Origin of the sequence: Streptomyces sp. col6 (assembly GCF_008042035.1) — a bacterium.
Classification (GTDB): Bacteria; Actinomycetota; Actinomycetes; order Streptomycetales; family Streptomycetaceae; genus Streptomyces.
Genome location: NZ_RDBL01000013.1, coordinates 813,812 through 830,136, shown reverse-complemented (window position 1 = coordinate 830,136; position 16,325 = coordinate 813,812). Strand labels below are relative to the sequence as shown.

Genomic DNA, 16,325 nt, shown 5'->3' with positions numbered 1-16,325 from the left:
CCTTCCCGTACACCCGGACCAGCGCGTGGGTCATCAGGGTGTCGTCGGTGACGTGCCCMTCYCCCTCCCCCACGACAGCCACGACGCCCACGCTCGATGACCGGATCGCGGGCGCCCTCGTCGGCGCCGCGGTCGGCGACGCACTCGGCGGCCCGGTCGAGGGCCGCCACCCGGAGCAGATCACGGCGCGCCACGGCGGCCGGATCACCGGGATCGTCGGCCCCTGGGACGGCGACGACTGGCGCACCGCCCGCCCGATCGCCCCGTACCACAAGGGAGATGGGCACGTCACCGACGACACCCTGATGACCCACGCGCTGGTCCGGGTGTACGGGAAGGTGCGCGGCCACCTCGACGCGTACGCGGTCGCCGACCACCTCGTACCGGAGATGATCGGCGAGCCGCGCTGGATTCCGGAGCTGGAGGCGGAGGCGCTGCCGCTCCAGCGGGTCTTCCTCGCGGAGAAGTGGATCGTCGCCCGGCTGCACTACGGCCACGTCGACCCGCGCGAGGCGGGCTCCGGAAACATCGTCAACTGCGGGGCCGCGATGTACATGGCCCCGGTCGGTCTGGTGAACGCCGCCCATCCGCGGGCGGCGTACGCCGAGGCGATCGACGTCGCGGGCGCCCATCAGTCGAGTTACGGCAGGGAGGCGGCGGGCGTCTTCGCGGCGGGGGTCGCCGCCGCCTGCGCACCCGGGGCGACGCCCGCCTCGGTCGTCGACGCGTGCCTGTCGCTCGCCAAGGACGGCACCCGCTCCGCCATCGAGGCCGTGTGCGAAACGGCCGCCCGCCACCAGGACTTCGAGTCCGCGCTCGTCCCGCTCCGCGAAGCCGTCGCCCCCTTCGACACCGTCGGCCCCGACTACCGCGCCCCCTCGCTCGGCGCCCGCCGCCCGTCCCGGCTGCACGCCATCGAGGAACTGCCCGTCGCGCTCGGCATGCTGCTCGTGGCCGGCGGGGACTACCGGCAGGCGGTCCTCGGCTCGGTCAACTACGGGCGCGACTGCGACTCGATCGCCACCATGAGCGGCGCGCTCGCGGGCGCCCTGCACGGCGAGCGGGCCGTCCCCGCCGACTGGGCCGCGACGGTCGCGGAGGCCAGCCGCCTCGATCTGCGCGCCCCGGCCCGGACCCTGGTGGAGGTCGCCCGCGAGGTGTTCGCCCGGGACACCGCCCTGCGCCGCGCCCACGAGGCCGCCTTCGCGACGCTGGCGGGCACGTCGTGACCACGGCGGTGCGTGTGACCTGGGTGCAGCCGGAGGACCTGGTGGGCCACGAGCTGCGGCAGGCCGACGAGGACGGCCGCGACGCACGCGCCCTCGCACGCCGGTGGTACGAGGCCGGCGGCTCCCCCGCCCCGGAGCGCGCCGGCGCCTCCGATCCCGGTGCCCCGCCCGGACTCCGCGCCGTCGCCGAACGGCTGCTGGACGAACTCGCCCTGCTGGAATCCCCGCTGGCCGGCGACGAACCGGAGGGCCTGGACGCGATCCGGGCCGCCTGCCCGCAGTGGCCGCACGCCCGGAGCGGCCCGGCGGCCGGCCGGGAGCGGCTGCACGCGGCCTGGCTGGGCCGCGCCGCCGGCTGCCTGCTGGGCAAACCGGTCGAAAAGCTGCCGCTGGAAGGCATCCGCGCCCTGGCCCGCGCCACCGGCAACTGGCCGCTGGACACCTGGTTCACCGCCCGGGGCCTGCCCGCTCCGCTGGCCGCCACCTATCCGTGGAACCGGCGCTCCGCGGCCACCTCGCTGGCCGAGAACATCGACGGGATGCCCGAGGACGACGACCTCAACCACCCGTTGCTCGCCCTGCTGCTGCTCCAGCGCCACGGCACCTCCTTCACCACCGCGGACCTGGCCCGGCTGTGGCTGGACGAGCTGCCGGCGGGTCGTACGTTCACCGCCGAGCGGATCGCGTACCGCAACCTGCTCGACGGCATCGAGCCACCGGACACCGCCCGGTACCGCAACCCGTTCCGGGAGTGGATCGGCGCGCAGATCCGGGCCGACGTACACGGCTGGACCCGGCCCGGCGACCCGGCGGGCGCGGCGGAGCAGGCGTACCGCGACGCGGTCCTCACCCACACCGGGAACGGCGTCTACGGCGCGATGTTCACGGCGGCGGCGCTGGCCGAGGCCGCTGCGGGCGAGACCGACGTGCACGGCTGCCTGGCCACCGGCCTGCGGGTGGTGCCGCCGCGCTCGCGGTACGCCCGAGCGGTACGGGACGGCATCGCCGCGGCCCGCGAGGAGCGGGACTTCGATACGGTCGTCGACCGGTTGCACGCGGCGTACGGCAGGTATCACTGGGTGCATGTGCTGCCCAACGCGGCCCTGCTCGCCGCCGCCCTCACCCACGCCGACGGCGACTTCACCGGCTCCGTCTGCAAGGCGGTCTCCGGCGGCTGGGACACCGACTCCAACGGCGCGACCGCCGGTTCGCTCGCCGGGCTGCTCGCCGGGCGGCCGGACGCGCTGCCCGAGCGGTGGACCACCCCGCTGAAGAACCGGCTCGCCACGTCCGTCCCCGGCTTCGACGGGGCCGGCTTCGACACGCTGGCGGCCCTGACCCACCGGCTCACCCATGAGGAGGCACTCCGCCCATGACCAGGATCGCGGTGCTCGGCAGCACCAATATGGATCTAGTGGCCTACGTCGACCGGGCCCCGGAACGCGGACGGACCGTCACCGGACGGGAGTTCCGCACCATCCCCGGCGGCAAGGGCGCCAACCAGGCCGTCGCCGCCGCCCGCGCGGGCGGTGACGTGATGATGATCGGCGCGGTCGGCGACGACGAGTACGGCGTACGGATGCGGGAGAACCTGGAGCACTCCGGCGTCGACACCGATCTGCTGCACACCGCCGAGGGCTCCAGCGGCACCGCGCACATCGTGGTCGACGCCAAGGGCTCCAACGCGATCGTGGTCATCCCCGGCGCCAACGGCACCGTCACCGCGCTCGGACCCGGCGAGATCGCGGCCATCGCCGAGGCCGACCTGCTGCTGCTCCAGCTCGAGCTGCCGCTGTCCGCCGTGACCGAGGGCGCCCGCGCCGCCCACGCCCAGGGCGTACGTACCCTCCTCACCCCCTCCCCCGTCCAGGAGCTGCCTTCCGAACTCCTCGACCACGTCGACCTGCTGATCCCCAACGAGCACGAGGCGGCGGAGCTGTCCGGCTACGACGACCCGCACGCGGCGGCCGAGATCCTGCTCGGCCGGGTCCCGGCGGTGCTCATCACGCTCGGCTCGAAGGGCTGCCTGTACGCGGCCCGGGGCAGCCGCACCATCCACTTCCCCGCCCCGGACGTCACCGCCGTCGACACCACCGGCGCCGGGGACACCTTCGTCGGCACGCTGGCCGTGGCGCTCGGCGAGGGGCGGCCGATCCCGCAGGCCGTCGCCTGGGCCTCGGCCGCCGCCGCGCTCTGCGTACAGAAACCGGGCGCCTCGGTCTCCATGCCGTACCGCAGCGAAATCGACGCCGCGTGAGCGCCCCCGCGGCGCCGCCGCTGACCGGACTGCGGGTCGTCGATCTCGCCACGCTCTTCGCGGGCCCGCTCTGCGCGACGATGCTGGGCGACTTCGGCGCCGAGGTGATCAAGGTCGAGCATCCGACGCGCCCCGACCCCTCCCGGGGACACGGGCCCGCCAAGGACGGCATCGGTCTGTGGTGGAAGCTCCTCGGCCGCAACAAGCGCAATCTGACGCTCGACCTGTCCGCGCCGGAGGGCCGCGATCTGCTGCTGCGGCTCGCGGCGGACACCGATGTGGTCATCGAGAACTTCCGGCCGGGCACGCTGGAGCGGTGGGGGCTGGGGCCCGATGAGCTGCACGCGGTCAACCCCCGGCTCGTGCTGGTGCGCGTCACGGGCTTCGGCCAGTTCGGCCCGTACTCCCACCGGCCCGGCTTCGGGACGCTCGCCGAGGCGATGAGCGGCTTCGCGGCGATCACCGGGGAGCCGGACGGGCCGCCGACCCTGCCGCCGTTCGGACTGGCCGACTCCATCGCCGCGCTCGCCACGGCGTACGCGGTGATGGCGGCGCTGGCCGGCCGGGACCGCACCGGGGAGGGCCAGGTCGTCGACATGGCGATCATCGAACCGATCCTGACCGTGCTCGGCCCGCAGCCCCTCTGGTACGACCAGCTGGGATACGTACAGCCGCGCACCGGGAACCGGTCGCGGAACAACGCCCCGCGCAACACCTACCGCACCTCGGACGGGCAGTGGGTGGCGGTCTCCACCTCCGCGCAGTCCGTCGCGGAGCGGGTGATGCGGCTGGTCGGGCGGGCGGAGCTGATCGACGAGCCGTGGTTCGCCTCCGGCGCCACCCGCGCCGAGCACAGCGACGAGCTGGACGAGGCCGTCGGCCACTGGATCGCGCGGCACTCCCGGGAGGAGGCGCTGTCCGCGTTCGAGAAGGCGGAGGCCGCGATCGCGCCCATCCATGACGTCCGGGACGTGATGGAGGACCCGCAGTACCGCGCGCTGGACTCGGTCACCGAGGTCGACGATCCGGAGCTGGGCCCGCTGCGGATGCAGAACGTCCTCTTCCGCCTCTCCCGGACCCCGGGGGCGATCCGCTGGGCGGGCCGCCCGCACGGGGCCGACACCGAGGAGATCCTCACCGAGCTGGGGCTGAGCGGGCCCGAGATCTCGGCGCTGCGGGCGGAGCGGGTGCTGTGAACGCGGCGGCGGCCCCCCTCACCCTGCTGTACGTGCCCGGCGACCGGCCCGACGTTGTCCGCAAGGCTTCCGCCTCGGGGGCGGACGTGGTGATCGTCGACCTGGAGGACGCGGTCGCCCCCGACCGCAAGGAGTACGCCCGCTCGGCGACGGCGGAGCTGCTGGCCGACCCGCCGTCCGCCACGGCGCCGCCGGTCCATGTCCGGGTCAACGACGAGGCGGACGTCCTGGCCCTGGCCGGGCTGCCGGGGCTCGGCGGGCTGCGGCTGCCGAAGATCACCCATGCCGCGTCCGTGCACCACATCGCGGCGCTGGCCCCCGGGGCCGCCCTCTGCCCGCTGCTGGAGTCGGCCCTCGGCATCGAGCACGCGTACTCGGTTGCCTCCGCACACCCCCAGGTCCGCGCCATCGCCCTGGGCGAGGCGGACCTCCGCGCAGATCTGGGCGTACGGGAGGACGCGGGGCTCGACTGGTCGCGCAGCCGGGTGGTGGTCGCCGCCCGCGCGGCCGGCCTGGCGCCGCCCACGCAGTCGGTGTTCGCGGACGTCCGGGACCTGGACGGCCTCTGGTCCTCCTGCGCCCACGGCCGGGCGCTGGGGTTCCTGGGCCGGGCGGCGATCCATCCCCGCCAGCTCCCGGTGATCGAACGCGCCTTCCGCCCGACGCCGCAGGAGGTTGAGGCTGCCTGGGAGATCGTCGAAGCGGCCCGCGAGCAGGCGGGGGCGCAGGCCCTCCCGGACGGCCGCTTCGTCGACGCGGCGGTGGTTGCGCAAGCGCAACGCACTCTCGCCCTGGCCGAACGGGAGCGGTGACCCGGCGCCCCGCCCGACCGCTTTGTCCTCAATCGCCGGACGGGCTGGATATTCGCCGCACCGCCCACCTCAGCCGGCGGAGCCGCTTCAACGGCGCTCAGCCCATTCAAGCCCGTCCGGCGATTGAGGACACCCCACGACGGCGAAGGGGCCGCCGGAATCCGGCGGCCCCTCACCCAGCTGGCGCGCGGCGTCAGCCCTTGGCCGCCTCAGCCGTCCCGTCCGCCTTCGGCGCATCCGCATCCGCATCCGCGTCCGCGGCAACCGCCTCGTCGCCCTTGGGCTCGTCCGAGGACTCCGGCGCCTCCGGCGCCCCCGGCTCGACGATCTCCTCGCGCCCCGGCCGTACCTTCGCAGAGATCACGATGTACGCCACCGCCAGCACGAACACGATCAGCGCGGTCCACACGTTCAGCCGCAGGCCCAGGATGTGGTGGGCCTCATCGACACGCATGTACTCGATCCACGCGCGCCCCGCGCAGTACGCCGCGACGTACAGCGCGAACGCCCGCCCGTGCCCGAGCTTGAAGCGGCGGTCGGCCCAGACCACCAGAAGCGCCACACCGACGCACCACAGCGACTCGTACAGGAAGGTCGGGTGGTAGGTGCCGGCCACCCGGTTCGGGCCCTCGCTGATCTTCAGCGCCCACGGGACGTCGGTCGCCTTGCCGTACAGCTCCTGGTTGAACCAGTTGCCCCAGCGGCCGCACGCCTGGGCGAGGGCGATGCCGGGGGCGAGCGCGTCGGCCCAGGCGGGCAGCGGAATCCCGCGACGGCGGCAGCCGATCCAGGCACCGACCGCGCCCAGCGCGATCGCCCCCCAGATGCCGAGGCCGCCCTGCCAGATCTTGAAGGCGTCGACCCAGTCCTCACCGTCCTTGAAGTACAGCTGGTAGTCGGTGATGACGTGGTAGAGCCGGCCACCGACAAGCCCGAAGGGCACGGCCCAGACGGCGATGTCGGCAACAGTGCCGGCGGTGCCTCCTCGGGCGACCCAGCGCTTGTTGCCGAACCAGACGGCGACGAAGACACCGATGATGATGCAGAACGCGTAGCCGCGGAGCGGGATCGGTCCGAGATCGATCACGCCGGTCGACGGGCTGGGAATGTAGGCAAGGTTCATGACAGCGTCGACGCTACCTTGCCGGGCGGGAGGTACGGCAACCCACCCGGCAACGTCTGGGTAACGAGCGGGTCATCGATTCCCCCGACCGGCCCTGCTCCGGCCTGCTCCCGGGCCCTACGGCGTGGGTGTCGCGGTGCCCGGCTTCTTGCCCTTGTTGGCCTCGGCGACCCACTTCTTCAGGTTGGCCACGGTGATCGCCTCGTCACCCTTCTTCGGGAAGATCGACTCCCCGTTGAGCAGCGCGGTGGGCGTGCCCTGGAAGCCGCCGTCGCTGAAGGCCTTGTTCGACTTCTCCACCCAGGTGTCGTGCTTGCCGTCCTCGACGCAGCTGCGGAATCCGGGCGTGTCCAGCCCGTCGACCTTCTTGGCGAGGTCGATCAGCTTGTCGTTGTCGCCGAAGGCGTCGTCGGTCTCCGGCGGCTGGTTGCGGTACAGCACGTCGTGGTAGGCGGAGAACTTGCCGGCGTCCTGCGCGCAGGCCGCCGCGTTGGCCGCCTTCAGGGAGCCGCTGCCGCCCATGTTGCCGTCGATGATCGTCGCGAGGTGGTAGTCGACCTTGATCTGGCCGCTGCGCTCCATCTCGTGGATCGTGTCGCGGAACGCGTTCTCGAACTGGGCGCAGACCGGGCAGCGGAAGTCCTCCCAGATCGTGAGGGTGGACGGGGCGTCGTCCGCGCCGACCCTGATGGCCAGGGCGTCCTTGCCGGTCGCGCCGGACGGTGCCACGGCGGGCCCGGACGCCTTGGACTTGTCGCTCTTGCCGTCGGTGTTCGCCGCGATCACGCCGACGACGGCGGCCAGGCCCAGCACCCCGACCACGGCCGTGGACACGATCAGCGTCCGGCGCCGGCGGTCGCGCGCCTTCGCCTGCTCGCGCTGCTGGATCAGCCGGTCTCGCGCGGCCCTCTTACCCTGTTCGTTCTTCTCGCTCACACCGCGCAAACGACCCGGGGAGGCACTCGCGTGCCTCCCCGGACCGAGGTCCACCCGTTCGGGTTACCCCAGGTGTCAGCGCTTTCGAACACCTTCGGCAAGGTCGGCCGCCAGCGAACGGACGGCCACAAGGCCGGCCGCCTCGTCGGGGGCGTCCAGCATCCGCTTGACGAACGCCGAGCCGACGATGACGCCGTCGGCGAAGCCGGCGACCTCCGCGGCCTGGGCGGCGTCGGACACGCCGAGGCCGACGCAGACCGGCAGCTCGGTGGTGGCGCGGGTGCGCCGGACCAGATCCTGGGCCTGCGCGCCGACCGAGGCGCGGGTGCCGGTGACGCCCATCAGGGACGCGGCGTAGACGAAGCCGGAGCCCGCCTCGGTGATGGTGGCGATCCGCTCGTCCTTGCTGCTGGGCGCGACGACGAAGACGGTGGCCAGGCCGTTCCGCTCCGCGTGCTCGCGCCACAGCGCGGACTCCTGGACCGGCAGGTCGGGCAGGATGCACCCGGCCCCGCCCGCCTCGGCCAGCTCGGCGGTGAAGCGCTCGACGCCGTACCGGTCGATCGGGTTCCAGTAGGTCATGACCAGGATCGGGGCACCGGTCGCCTCGTGCGCCTCGCGCACCGTGCGCATCACGTCGGCGATCCGCACGCCGCCGCGCAGCGCGATGTCGTCGGCGGTCTGGATGACCGGGCCGTCGAGCACGGGGTCGCTGTGCGGGAGCCCCACCTCGACGACGTCGGCGCCGCCCGCGACGACGGCCTTGACCGCCTCGATGCCGCCGTCGACGGTCGGGAAGCCGGCGGGCAGGTACGCGATCAGCGCGGCCCGGTCCTCGGCCCGTGCGGCGGCGAGTGTGGTGTTCAGCAGTTCGATGTTGCCGCTCACTGGACGTCCCCCTCGATCTCCGCGTTCCCGCCGTCGGCGTCGGCCTCGACGGCCGCGTCGGTGTCGTACAGCCCGAAGTAGCGGGCCGCCGTGTCCATGTCCTTGTCGCCGCGCCCGGACAGGTTGACCAGGATCAGCCCGTCCTTGCCCAGCTCCTTGCCGACCTCCAGGGCACCGGCCAGCGCGTGCGCGCTCTCGATGGCCGGGATGATCCCCTCGGTGCGGGAGAGCAGGCGCAGGGCCTGCATGGCCGCGTCGTCGGTGACGGCGCGGTATTCGCCGCGGCCGACGTCCTTGAGGTACGCGTGCTCGGGGCCGATGCCCGGGTAGTCCAGCCCGGCCGAGATGGAGTACGGCTCGGTGATCTGGCCCTCGTCGTCCTGGAGGACGTAGCTGCGCGAGCCGTGCAGGATGCCGGGCTCGCCCGCGGTCAGGGTCGCCGCGTGCTCCCCGGTCTCCACGCCGTGACCGGCGGGCTCGCAGCCGATGAGGCGGACGTCCGCGTCGGGCACGAAGGCGTGGAAGAGGCCGATGGCGTTGGAACCGCCGCCGACGCAGGCCACGGCGGCGTCCGGCAGCCGGCCGGCCTGTTCCAGGATCTGCCGGCGGGCCTCCACGCCGATGACGCGGTGGAAGTCGCGGACCATCGCCGGGAAGGGGTGCGGGCCCGCGACCGTACCGAAGAGGTAGTGGGTGCGGTCCACGTTGGCGACCCAGTCCCGGAACGCCTCGTTGATGGCGTCCTTGAGGGTGCGGGAGCCGGACTTCACGGCGATGACCTCGGCGCCGAGGATCCGCATCCGCGCCACGTTGAGCGCCTGCCGCTGGGTGTCGATCTCGCCCATGTAGATGGTGCAGTCGAGGCCGAAGAGGGCACAGGCGGTCGCGGTGGCGACGCCGTGCTGGCCGGCGCCGGTCTCCGCGATCACCCGGGTCTTGCCCATGCGCCGGGTGAGCAGCGCCTGGCCCAGCACGTTGTTGATCTTGTGGGAGCCGGTGTGGTTGAGGTCCTCGCGCTTGAGGAAGACCCGGGCACCGCCGGCGTGCTCGGCGAAGCGGGGCACCTCGGTGAGGGCGCTGGGCCGGCCGGTGTAGTGGACCATCAGCTCGCCGAGCTCAGCGGCGAAGGCGGGGTCGGACTTGGCCTTCTCGTACTCGACGGCGACCTCGTCCACGGCGGCGACGAGCGCCTCCGGGATGAACTTTCCGCCGTACGCGCCGAAGTAGCCCTCGGCGCTGGGGATCAGACCCTCCGGGTCCGGAATGAAGAAGTCGGAAGACATACGGAACGTGCTCCTCGTGATGGCAGGGGTGGTCTCACCGTCTGCGCCGCACGAGCGGAGCGCCGCCCCGGTCCGTGACCGGGGCGGTTTCGGCCGCACGTCAGCGCGCACCCTCGCGGGCGGGACGGCGGTGCGGCGGCCGGGGCTCGCTCTGCGGCGCGGGCCCCGTGCGCCATCGCATGCCGTTGACCTGACCGGGCTCGGCGCCGATCACGTACCGCACCCGCCGGCCGCGCACACGGCGCGCCGGAGCCCGGCAGCCGCGGTGCCACGAGGGCAGCGCGCAGCTCATCGGCTCGGGGTGCGGGAGGAGGGACACGGCCGGGATCAGCCTCGCCCGTGGCGCAGGGCCGGGTGGGCGCCGGCGGCGACCAGGTCGGCGACGGCGGTACGCGGGTCACGGCCGGTGACCAGGGACTCGCCGACGAGCACGGCGTCCGCGCCGGCGTTGGCGTAGGCGATCAGGTCGTGCGGGCCGCGGACGCCGGACTCGGCGACCTTGACGATGTGGTCCGGGATCTCCGGGGCGACGCGCTCGAAGGTGGAGCGGTCGACCTTGAGGTCCTTGAGGTTGCGCGCGTTGACGCCGATGATCCGGGCCCCGGCCTCGACGGCGCGCTCGGCCTCCTCCTCGTCGTGCGCCTCGACCAGCGGCGTCAGGCCAATGGACTCGGCGCGCTCGATGAGGGAGACCAGCGCCTCCTGTTCGAGGGCGGCGACGATCAGCAGCGCGAGGTCTGCGCCGTACGCGCGGGCTTCCCACAGCTGGTACGAGGTGACGATGAAGTCCTTGCGCAGGACCGGGATGTCGACCTTGGCGCGGACGGCCTCCAGGTCGGCCAGCGAGCCGCCGAAGCGGCGTTCCTCGGTGAGGACGGAGATGACGGACGCCCCGCCGGCCTCGTAGTCCGCGGCGAGCGCGGCCGGGTCGGCGATGGCGGCGAGCGCGCCCTTGGAGGGGCTGGAGCGCTTGACCTCGCAGATGACGGTCACGCCTTCGCCGCGCAGGGCGGCGACGCCGTCCTTGGCGCGGGGGGCGCGGGCGGCGCGTTCCTTGAGCTCGTCGAGGCTGACGCGCGCCTGCCGCTCCGCGAGGTCGGCGCGGACGCCGTCGATGATCTCGTCGAGCACACTCACGCGAGCGGCCCCCTTCCGGAGCGGTGACAAAGAAACGTAACAGGCCACAGGATCAGCCACTCCGATGGTATCCGCAGGAGAGCGCTGGGCCCGCATCCGGCCACCGGGTGTCCCACTACCTGGGACTTCACGGGGCGAGAGCCGATCCGAAGGGCAGGTTCCGGACGACGGTGAAGATCAGCAGGACGGCTCCGATCCCCCACCAGTGCACGGGGCGCAGGGCGATCCGCAGGGGCTTGCCGCGGACCTCGCGGACCAGCCAGACGGTCCACAGGACGGCGAAGATCCCGTAGCCGACGACGGCCAGGGCGTTGGCGCCGAAGGCGGCGGCCAGGTCGCCGTGGGCGAAGGCGTGGGCGCTGCGGAGTCCGCCGCAGCCGGGGCAGTAGACGCCGGCGAAACGCAGCATCGGGCAGACGGGGTAGTGGCCCGGCTGGTTCGGGTCGACGGTGGCGACGTAGCCGAAGGCCCCGACGACGGCGGCCAGTACCCCGGCCGGGGTGGCGATCCGGCGCAGCCGCGAGGAGCCTCCGGCGGCGGCCGGGAGGTACGGGGGCAGCCCGGCGCCGGCGGGCGGCAGACCGCCGGGAACGGTCTGCGGGCCGAAGGCGGCGGGCGTGGGGCCCGGGTGTCCTGCGCGCCGTCCACACCGCCAACCGGCTCGGCGGCTAGGGCTTTTCGTTTGGATCAGGGCGGATCAGGGTGCGGTGCCGGAGCCCGCGAGCCCGGCATGATCCAAACGAAAGGCCCTAGGCGTACGCCCGTGCCAGGGGCGCGGGGTGCCGTCGCGCTCGTAGCGTCCGGACATCGTGGGCCAGCGGCTGCCGTAGCGCAGGGCGAGGAGGCCGGCGAGCAGGATCAGCAGGCCGCCCGCGCCCGTCACGTAGGGCCAGGCGGTGTGGCTGAGGGCGGTGATGGTCGCGGCGCTGTCGCCGCTGGTCTGCGCGGCCTTCTCGTCGAGCGCGCCGCTGTCGGACGCGCCGATGAAGGCGCTCAGCGCGGCACCGAGCCCGCTGAGCGCGAGGAGTCCGGCGACCACGCGGCGGCCGGTGCCGCGCACGGCGAAGACGGCGACGAGGGCGGCCAGGCCGACGATGGCGAGGGCGGCGGGGAGTCCGGTGACGTCCTGCCCGTCGGCGCTCAGCGGCAGGGTGCCGCCGCCGACGGGAGCCTTGCCCTCGGCCCAGGTCTGCCCGGAGGCGAGCAGGACGACGGTCGCGCCGGCCGCCCCGAGGAGCAGACCGGCGGCCAGGGTGCGGCGGCTCCCCGCGCTGTCGGGCGCGGCGGCGGCTTCGGCACGGGGCTGGGGTACGGGGACGGCACTCACGTACTCCACTATCCCTCACCGGTCCATGACGGCCCACCGCGCCCCTGGCACGGGCGTACGCCTAGGGCCTTTCGTTTGGATCATGCCGGGCTCGCGGGCTCCGGCACCGCACCCTGATCCGCCCTGATCCAAACGAAAAGCCCTAGCCGCCGAGCCGGTTGGCGGTGTGGACGGCGCGCAGGACCGCCGCCGCCTTGTTGCGGCACTCGGTGTCCTCGGCGACCGGGTCGGAGTCGGCGACGACGCCCGCGCCGGCCTGGACGTACGCGGTGCCGTCGCGGAGCAGCGCGGTGCGGATGGCGATGGCGGTGTCGGAGTCCCCGGCGAAGTCGAGGTAGCCGACGCAGCCGCCGTACAGGCCCCGGCGGGTGGGCTCCAGCTCCTCGATGATCTGGAGGGCGCGGGGCTTGGGGGCGCCGGAGAGGGTGCCGGCGGGAAAGCAGGCGGTCAGCACGTCGAAGGCGGTGCGGCCCTCGGCGACCCGGCCGGTGACGGTGGACACGATGTGCATCACGTGCGAGTAGCGCTCGATGGACATGAAGTCGACGACCTCGACGCTGCCGGGTTCGCAGACCCGGCCCAGGTCGTTGCGGCCGAGGTCGACGAGCATCAGGTGCTCGGCACGCTCCTTGGGGTCGGCGAGGAGTTCGTCGGCGAGTGCCTGGTCCTCCTGCGGGGTGGCGCCGCGGTGCCGGGTCCCGGCGATCGGGTGGACCATCGCCCGGCCGTCCTCGACCTTGACCAGGGCCTCGGGGCTGGAGCCGGCGACGTCGAAGCCGTCGAACCGGAAGAGGTACATGTACGGCGAGGGGTTGGTGGCGCGCAGCACCCGGTAGACGTCGAGGGCGCTCGCGGTGCACGGGGTCTCGAAGCGCTGGGAGGGCACGACCTGGAAGGCCTCGCCGGCCCGGATGCGCTCCTTCACGTCCTCGACGGCGTCCTGGTAGGCCTTGCCGCCCCAGAGCGCGGTGTACGGCGGCAGCTCGGAGGGCGGCAGGGCGGCGGGGGCGTTCTCGACGGGGCGGCGCAGGTCGCGCTCCATCGCGTCGAGCCGGGCGACGGCGTCGGTGTACGCCTCGTCGACGCCGGTGGCCAGGTCGTTGTGGTTGATGGCGTTGGCGATGAGCAGGACGCTGCCGTCCCAGTGGTCCAGGACCGCCAGGTCGGAGGTGAGCAGCATGGTCAGCTCGGGGAGCTTCAGGTCGTCGCCGCCGCTCTCGCCGATCTTCTCCAGGCGGCGCACGATGTCGTAGCCGAGGTAGCCGACCATGCCGCCGGTGAAGGGCGGCAGACCGGTCTCGCGGTCGTGCGGGGTGTGCAGGGCCTCGATGGTGGCGCGCAGGGCGTGCAGCGGGTCGCCGTCGACGGGGACGCCGACGGGCGGGGTGCCGATCCAGTGGGCCTCGCCGTCGCGGGTGGTCAGCGTGGCGGCGCTGCGTACGCCGATGAAGGAGTAGCGCGACCAGGTGCGGCCGTTCTCCGCGGATTCGAGGAGGAAGGTGCCGGTGCGCTCGCCCGCGAGCTTGCGGTAGAGGCCGACGGGGGTGTCGCCGTCCGCGAGGAGGCGGCGGGTGACGGGGATGACGCGCCGGTCGACGGCCAGCTTGCGGAACGTGTCGAGGTCCATGGCGGCAGACCTTACTGTCCGAGGGGGGTGTCTCGCCGGTCAGGGCCGGATCAGGCCGCGGCGTCTGGCGCGGTGCATCGCAAGGCGCCGGAGCGTCCTCATCGCGGAGCGATCAGGGCGCTTCGGCAACGCCGCGAGGTGCCGTGTCAGGCGTCGTGGCCCCGGCCCTGACCGGCGAGACACCCCCAAACAGGACGTCGGCGTCGAAGCAGGTGCGGTCGCCGGTGTGGCAGGCGGCGCCGGCCTGGTCGACCTTGACGAGGACGGTGTCGGCGTCGCAGTCGAGGGCGACGGACTTGACCAGCTGGATGTGGCCCGAGGTGTCGCCCTTGACCCAGTACTCCTGGCGGCTGCGCGACCAGTAGGTGCAGCGGCCGGTGGTGAGGGTGCGGTGCAGCGCCTCGTCGTCCATCCAGCCCAGCATCAGCACCTCGCCGGTGTCGTACTGCTGGGCGATGGCCGGGACCAGCCCGTCGGCGCCGCGCTTGAGGCGGGCGGCGATGGCGGGATCGAGGTCGCTGGCGGGCCGGGGGGTGCCGGGCGTGGGCGTGCTGGTCATGGCCCCATTGTGCCGTGGTGGCGCGGGGTGTCCGGGCGTGCGTCCACTGGGCGGACGGGGTGCGGCGGTCGTACGCTGGCGGACATGTCGACCCACGCGAAGCGCGAACGTCTTCTGCTCGCCGACCTGTTGGAGGCGGCGGGTCCGCAGGCCCCGACCCTGTGCCACGGCTGGACGGCCCGGGATCTCGCGGCCCATGTGGTGGTGCGGGAGCGGCGGCCCGACGCGGCGGCCGGAACGCTCATCGGTCCGCTGAAGGCCCGGCGCGACCGGGTCATGGCGGAGTTCACCGCGAAGCCGTACGAGGAGCTGATCCAGCTCATCCGTACGGGCCCGCCCCGGATGTCCCCGTTCGGCCTGAAGCAGCTGGACGAGGCGGCGAACACGGTGGAGTTCTACATCCATACGGAGGACGTGCGCCGGGCGCAGCCGGACTGGACGCCCCGGGAGCTGGACCCGGTCTTCGCCGACGTGCTGTGGGCGCGGACGGAGAAGGCGGCCAGGGTGCTGGGCCGCAAGGCGCCGGTGGGCCTGGTGCTGCGCCGCCCGGACGGGCAGACCGCGGTGGCGCACCGGGGGACGCCGGTGGTGACGGTGACCGGTGAGCCGGGCGAGCTGCTGCTGTTCGCGTTCGGGCGGCAGGAGGCGGCGCGGGTGGAGCTGGAGGGCGAGCCGGACGCGATCGGCCGGGTGACGAAGGCGAAGCTGGGCATGTAGCCCGGGTGCGTACGCCCCGCTCCGCGCTCAGTGCGGGAGTTCCGCTCGGCGGAGCGGGGCGATGACGAGGCCGAGGACCGCGCCGGCCATGCACAGGGCGGCGCTGGCGGCGAAGACCGGGCCGGTGCCCCAGAGCGCGACGGCGGCGCCCGTGACGGGGTAGCTGAGCGGCGCGAGGGCGTGCGTGAAGAGCGTGGAGACCGAGGTGACCCGGCCCAGGTAGGCGGGCTCGGTGACGGTCTGGATCAGCGCGCCGCACAGCGAGCCGCCGAGGCCGGCGAAGAGTCCGACGAGGACCGCGACGGCCGCGGCGAGCGGCACGGAGGGCACGAAGGCCAGGGCGCCGATGGCGCACGCGCCGACCAGGACGGTCAGGCACATGACCAGTCCGGCCCGCGGCATCCGGCCGCGTACGGCCAGGAGGAGGGCGGACGCGCCCGCACCGGTGCCGAAGGCGGCGACCACCCAGCCCATGCCGGAGGCGCCCCAGCCGCGTTCGTCGCTGAGCAGGATCAGGCCGAGGTTGAGGGGGCCGACGAAGCCGAGTTCGCTGACGGCGACGACGAGCATCAGGGGCCCGAGCAGCGGGTGGCGGCGGATGTGGCGCAGCCCGTCGGCCAGTTCGTGCCAGGCGCTGCCGGTGGGCTCGGCGGTCCGCGGTGCGGGCAGCGGGCGCAGCCGTACGGCCAGCAGGAGCGGGAGCGAGACGGCGAAGAGGAGACCGGCCCCGGCGAAGGCGAGGACCGGGCCGCCGAGGGCGACGGCGACGCCGCCGAGCGGGGCGCCGACGACGTTGGCGGTACGGGCGGCGAGGCCGCGCATGCCCTGGACGCGGGCGAGCTGGGAAGCGGCGGTGATCCGGGGCGGCAGAGCGCCTACGGCGGGCAGGAAAAGGGCGTCGACCGCGCCGAAGACGAGCGCGACGGCGATCAGCATCCACACCGTGGGCGAGGTGAGCAGGAGCGTCCCGGCCAGGCCGATGATCACCAGGCAGCGGGCGGTGTCACTCGCGACGACCACGCGGCGCGGACCGAACCGGTCGGCGAGCACTCCCCCGCCGAGCAGGAGCACCGCCCGGGGTATGGAGCCGGCGGCGAGCACCAGTCCGGTCTGCGAGGCGCTGCCGGTGCGGGCGGCCGCCCAGGCGAGGGCCATGTAGTAGACGCTGTCGCCGATCATGGACGCGGTGTACGCGCCGAGCCAGCGCAGGACGTTGCCGTCGCGGTGGGCGGGG

17 protein-coding genes are annotated in these 16,325 nt (G+C 73.8%); 6 read left to right on the top strand and 11 right to left on the bottom strand.

Translation table 11 applies throughout. The features are described 5' to 3' along the window. The first annotated feature begins 47 nt into the window (after positions 1-47). The 5 genes from EAO73_RS20385 to EAO73_RS20365 are packed head-to-tail and all read left to right on the top strand — an operon-like array spanning position 48 to position 5,494. A complete protein-coding gene (locus tag EAO73_RS20385) occupies positions 48-1,229 on the top strand; it encodes an ADP-ribosylglycohydrolase family protein (protein WP_412075085.1) in 1,182 nt (393 codons plus the stop codon). Further along, positions 1,226-2,605, top strand: coding sequence for an ADP-ribosylglycohydrolase family protein (locus tag EAO73_RS20380; protein ID WP_147972937.1), 1,380 nt, complete (start codon positions 1,226-1,228; stop codon positions 2,603-2,605). The genes EAO73_RS20385 and EAO73_RS20380 overlap by 4 nt, the downstream gene beginning before the upstream one ends. Further along, positions 2,602-3,486, top strand: coding sequence for a ribokinase (gene rbsK / locus EAO73_RS20375; protein WP_147972936.1), 885 nt, complete (start codon positions 2,602-2,604; stop codon positions 3,484-3,486). The genes EAO73_RS20380 and rbsK overlap by 4 nt, the downstream gene beginning before the upstream one ends. Further along, complete coding sequence (locus tag EAO73_RS20370) at positions 3,483-4,682, top strand: CaiB/BaiF CoA transferase family protein (protein ID WP_147972935.1); 1,200 nt, start codon at positions 3,483-3,485, stop codon at positions 4,680-4,682. Before rbsK ends, EAO73_RS20370 begins: the two co-directional genes overlap by 4 nt. Next, positions 4,679-5,494 (top strand): HpcH/HpaI aldolase/citrate lyase family protein, encoded by an 816-nt coding sequence (locus EAO73_RS20365; protein WP_147972934.1) that lies wholly within the window; start codon positions 4,679-4,681, stop codon positions 5,492-5,494. Before EAO73_RS20370 ends, EAO73_RS20365 begins: the two co-directional genes overlap by 4 nt. 193 nt (positions 5,495-5,687) lie before the next feature. Here EAO73_RS20365 and lgt read toward each other — a convergent pair whose 3' ends face one another. From lgt to hisI, 10 genes are all read right to left on the bottom strand, one after another. Further along, on the bottom strand, positions 5,688-6,617 hold the full coding sequence (gene lgt / locus EAO73_RS20360; RefSeq protein WP_147972933.1) for a prolipoprotein diacylglyceryl transferase: 930 nt from the start codon (positions 6,615-6,617) through the stop codon (positions 5,688-5,690). Between the two features lie 117 nt (positions 6,618-6,734). Next, positions 6,735-7,553 (bottom strand): thioredoxin domain-containing protein, encoded by an 819-nt coding sequence (locus EAO73_RS20355; protein ID WP_147972932.1) that lies wholly within the window; start codon positions 7,551-7,553, stop codon positions 6,735-6,737. Positions 7,554-7,628: 75 nt separating this feature from the next. Continuing rightward, positions 7,629-8,441, bottom strand: a complete 813-nt coding sequence (gene trpA, locus EAO73_RS20350) for a tryptophan synthase subunit alpha (RefSeq protein ID WP_147972931.1) — start codon at positions 8,439-8,441, stop codon at positions 7,629-7,631. Next, positions 8,438-9,724, bottom strand: a complete 1,287-nt coding sequence (gene trpB / locus EAO73_RS20345; RefSeq protein ID WP_147972930.1) for a tryptophan synthase subunit beta — start codon at positions 9,722-9,724, stop codon at positions 8,438-8,440. Before trpB ends, trpA begins: the two co-directional genes overlap by 4 nt. A gap of 100 nt (positions 9,725-9,824) precedes the next feature. Continuing rightward, entirely contained in the window at positions 9,825-10,016 is a 192-nt protein-coding gene (trpM, locus tag EAO73_RS36650; protein WP_147973562.1) for a tryptophan biosynthesis modulator TrpM, read from the bottom strand. Between the two features lie 35 nt (positions 10,017-10,051). Beyond that, the gene (trpC, locus tag EAO73_RS20335; RefSeq protein ID WP_018518730.1) at positions 10,052-10,861 is read right to left on the bottom strand and encodes an indole-3-glycerol phosphate synthase TrpC; all 810 of its coding nucleotides are present in this window, start codon (positions 10,859-10,861) and stop codon (positions 10,052-10,054) included. Between the two features lie 127 nt (positions 10,862-10,988). Further along, positions 10,989-11,441: a DUF2752 domain-containing protein gene (locus EAO73_RS20330; RefSeq protein WP_191134196.1), complete on the bottom strand. Its 453-nt coding sequence runs from the start codon at positions 11,439-11,441 to the stop codon at positions 10,989-10,991. Between the two features lie 117 nt (positions 11,442-11,558). After that, positions 11,559-12,197: a TIGR02234 family membrane protein gene (locus EAO73_RS20325; RefSeq protein ID WP_147972928.1), complete on the bottom strand. Its 639-nt coding sequence runs from the start codon at positions 12,195-12,197 to the stop codon at positions 11,559-11,561. Positions 12,198-12,330: 133 nt separating this feature from the next. Beyond that, positions 12,331-13,815, bottom strand: coding sequence for an anthranilate synthase component I (locus EAO73_RS20320; RefSeq protein WP_147972927.1), 1,485 nt, complete (start codon positions 13,813-13,815; stop codon positions 12,331-12,333). A 112-nt stretch (positions 13,816-13,927) separates the two neighbouring features. After that, entirely contained in the window at positions 13,928-14,374 is a 447-nt protein-coding gene (gene hisI / locus EAO73_RS20310; protein WP_224756380.1) for a phosphoribosyl-AMP cyclohydrolase, read from the bottom strand. An 84-nt stretch (positions 14,375-14,458) separates the two neighbouring features. On the opposite strand from hisI, the gene EAO73_RS20305 reads away from it, so the two are divergent. Then, complete coding sequence (locus tag EAO73_RS20305; RefSeq protein ID WP_147972926.1) at positions 14,459-15,091, top strand: TIGR03085 family metal-binding protein; 633 nt, start codon at positions 14,459-14,461, stop codon at positions 15,089-15,091. Positions 15,092-15,118: 27 nt separating this feature from the next. Here EAO73_RS20305 and EAO73_RS20300 read toward each other — a convergent pair. After that, a partial coding sequence (locus EAO73_RS20300) for an MFS transporter (RefSeq protein WP_147973561.1) occupies positions 15,119-16,325 on the bottom strand: 1,207 nt, incomplete at its 5' end.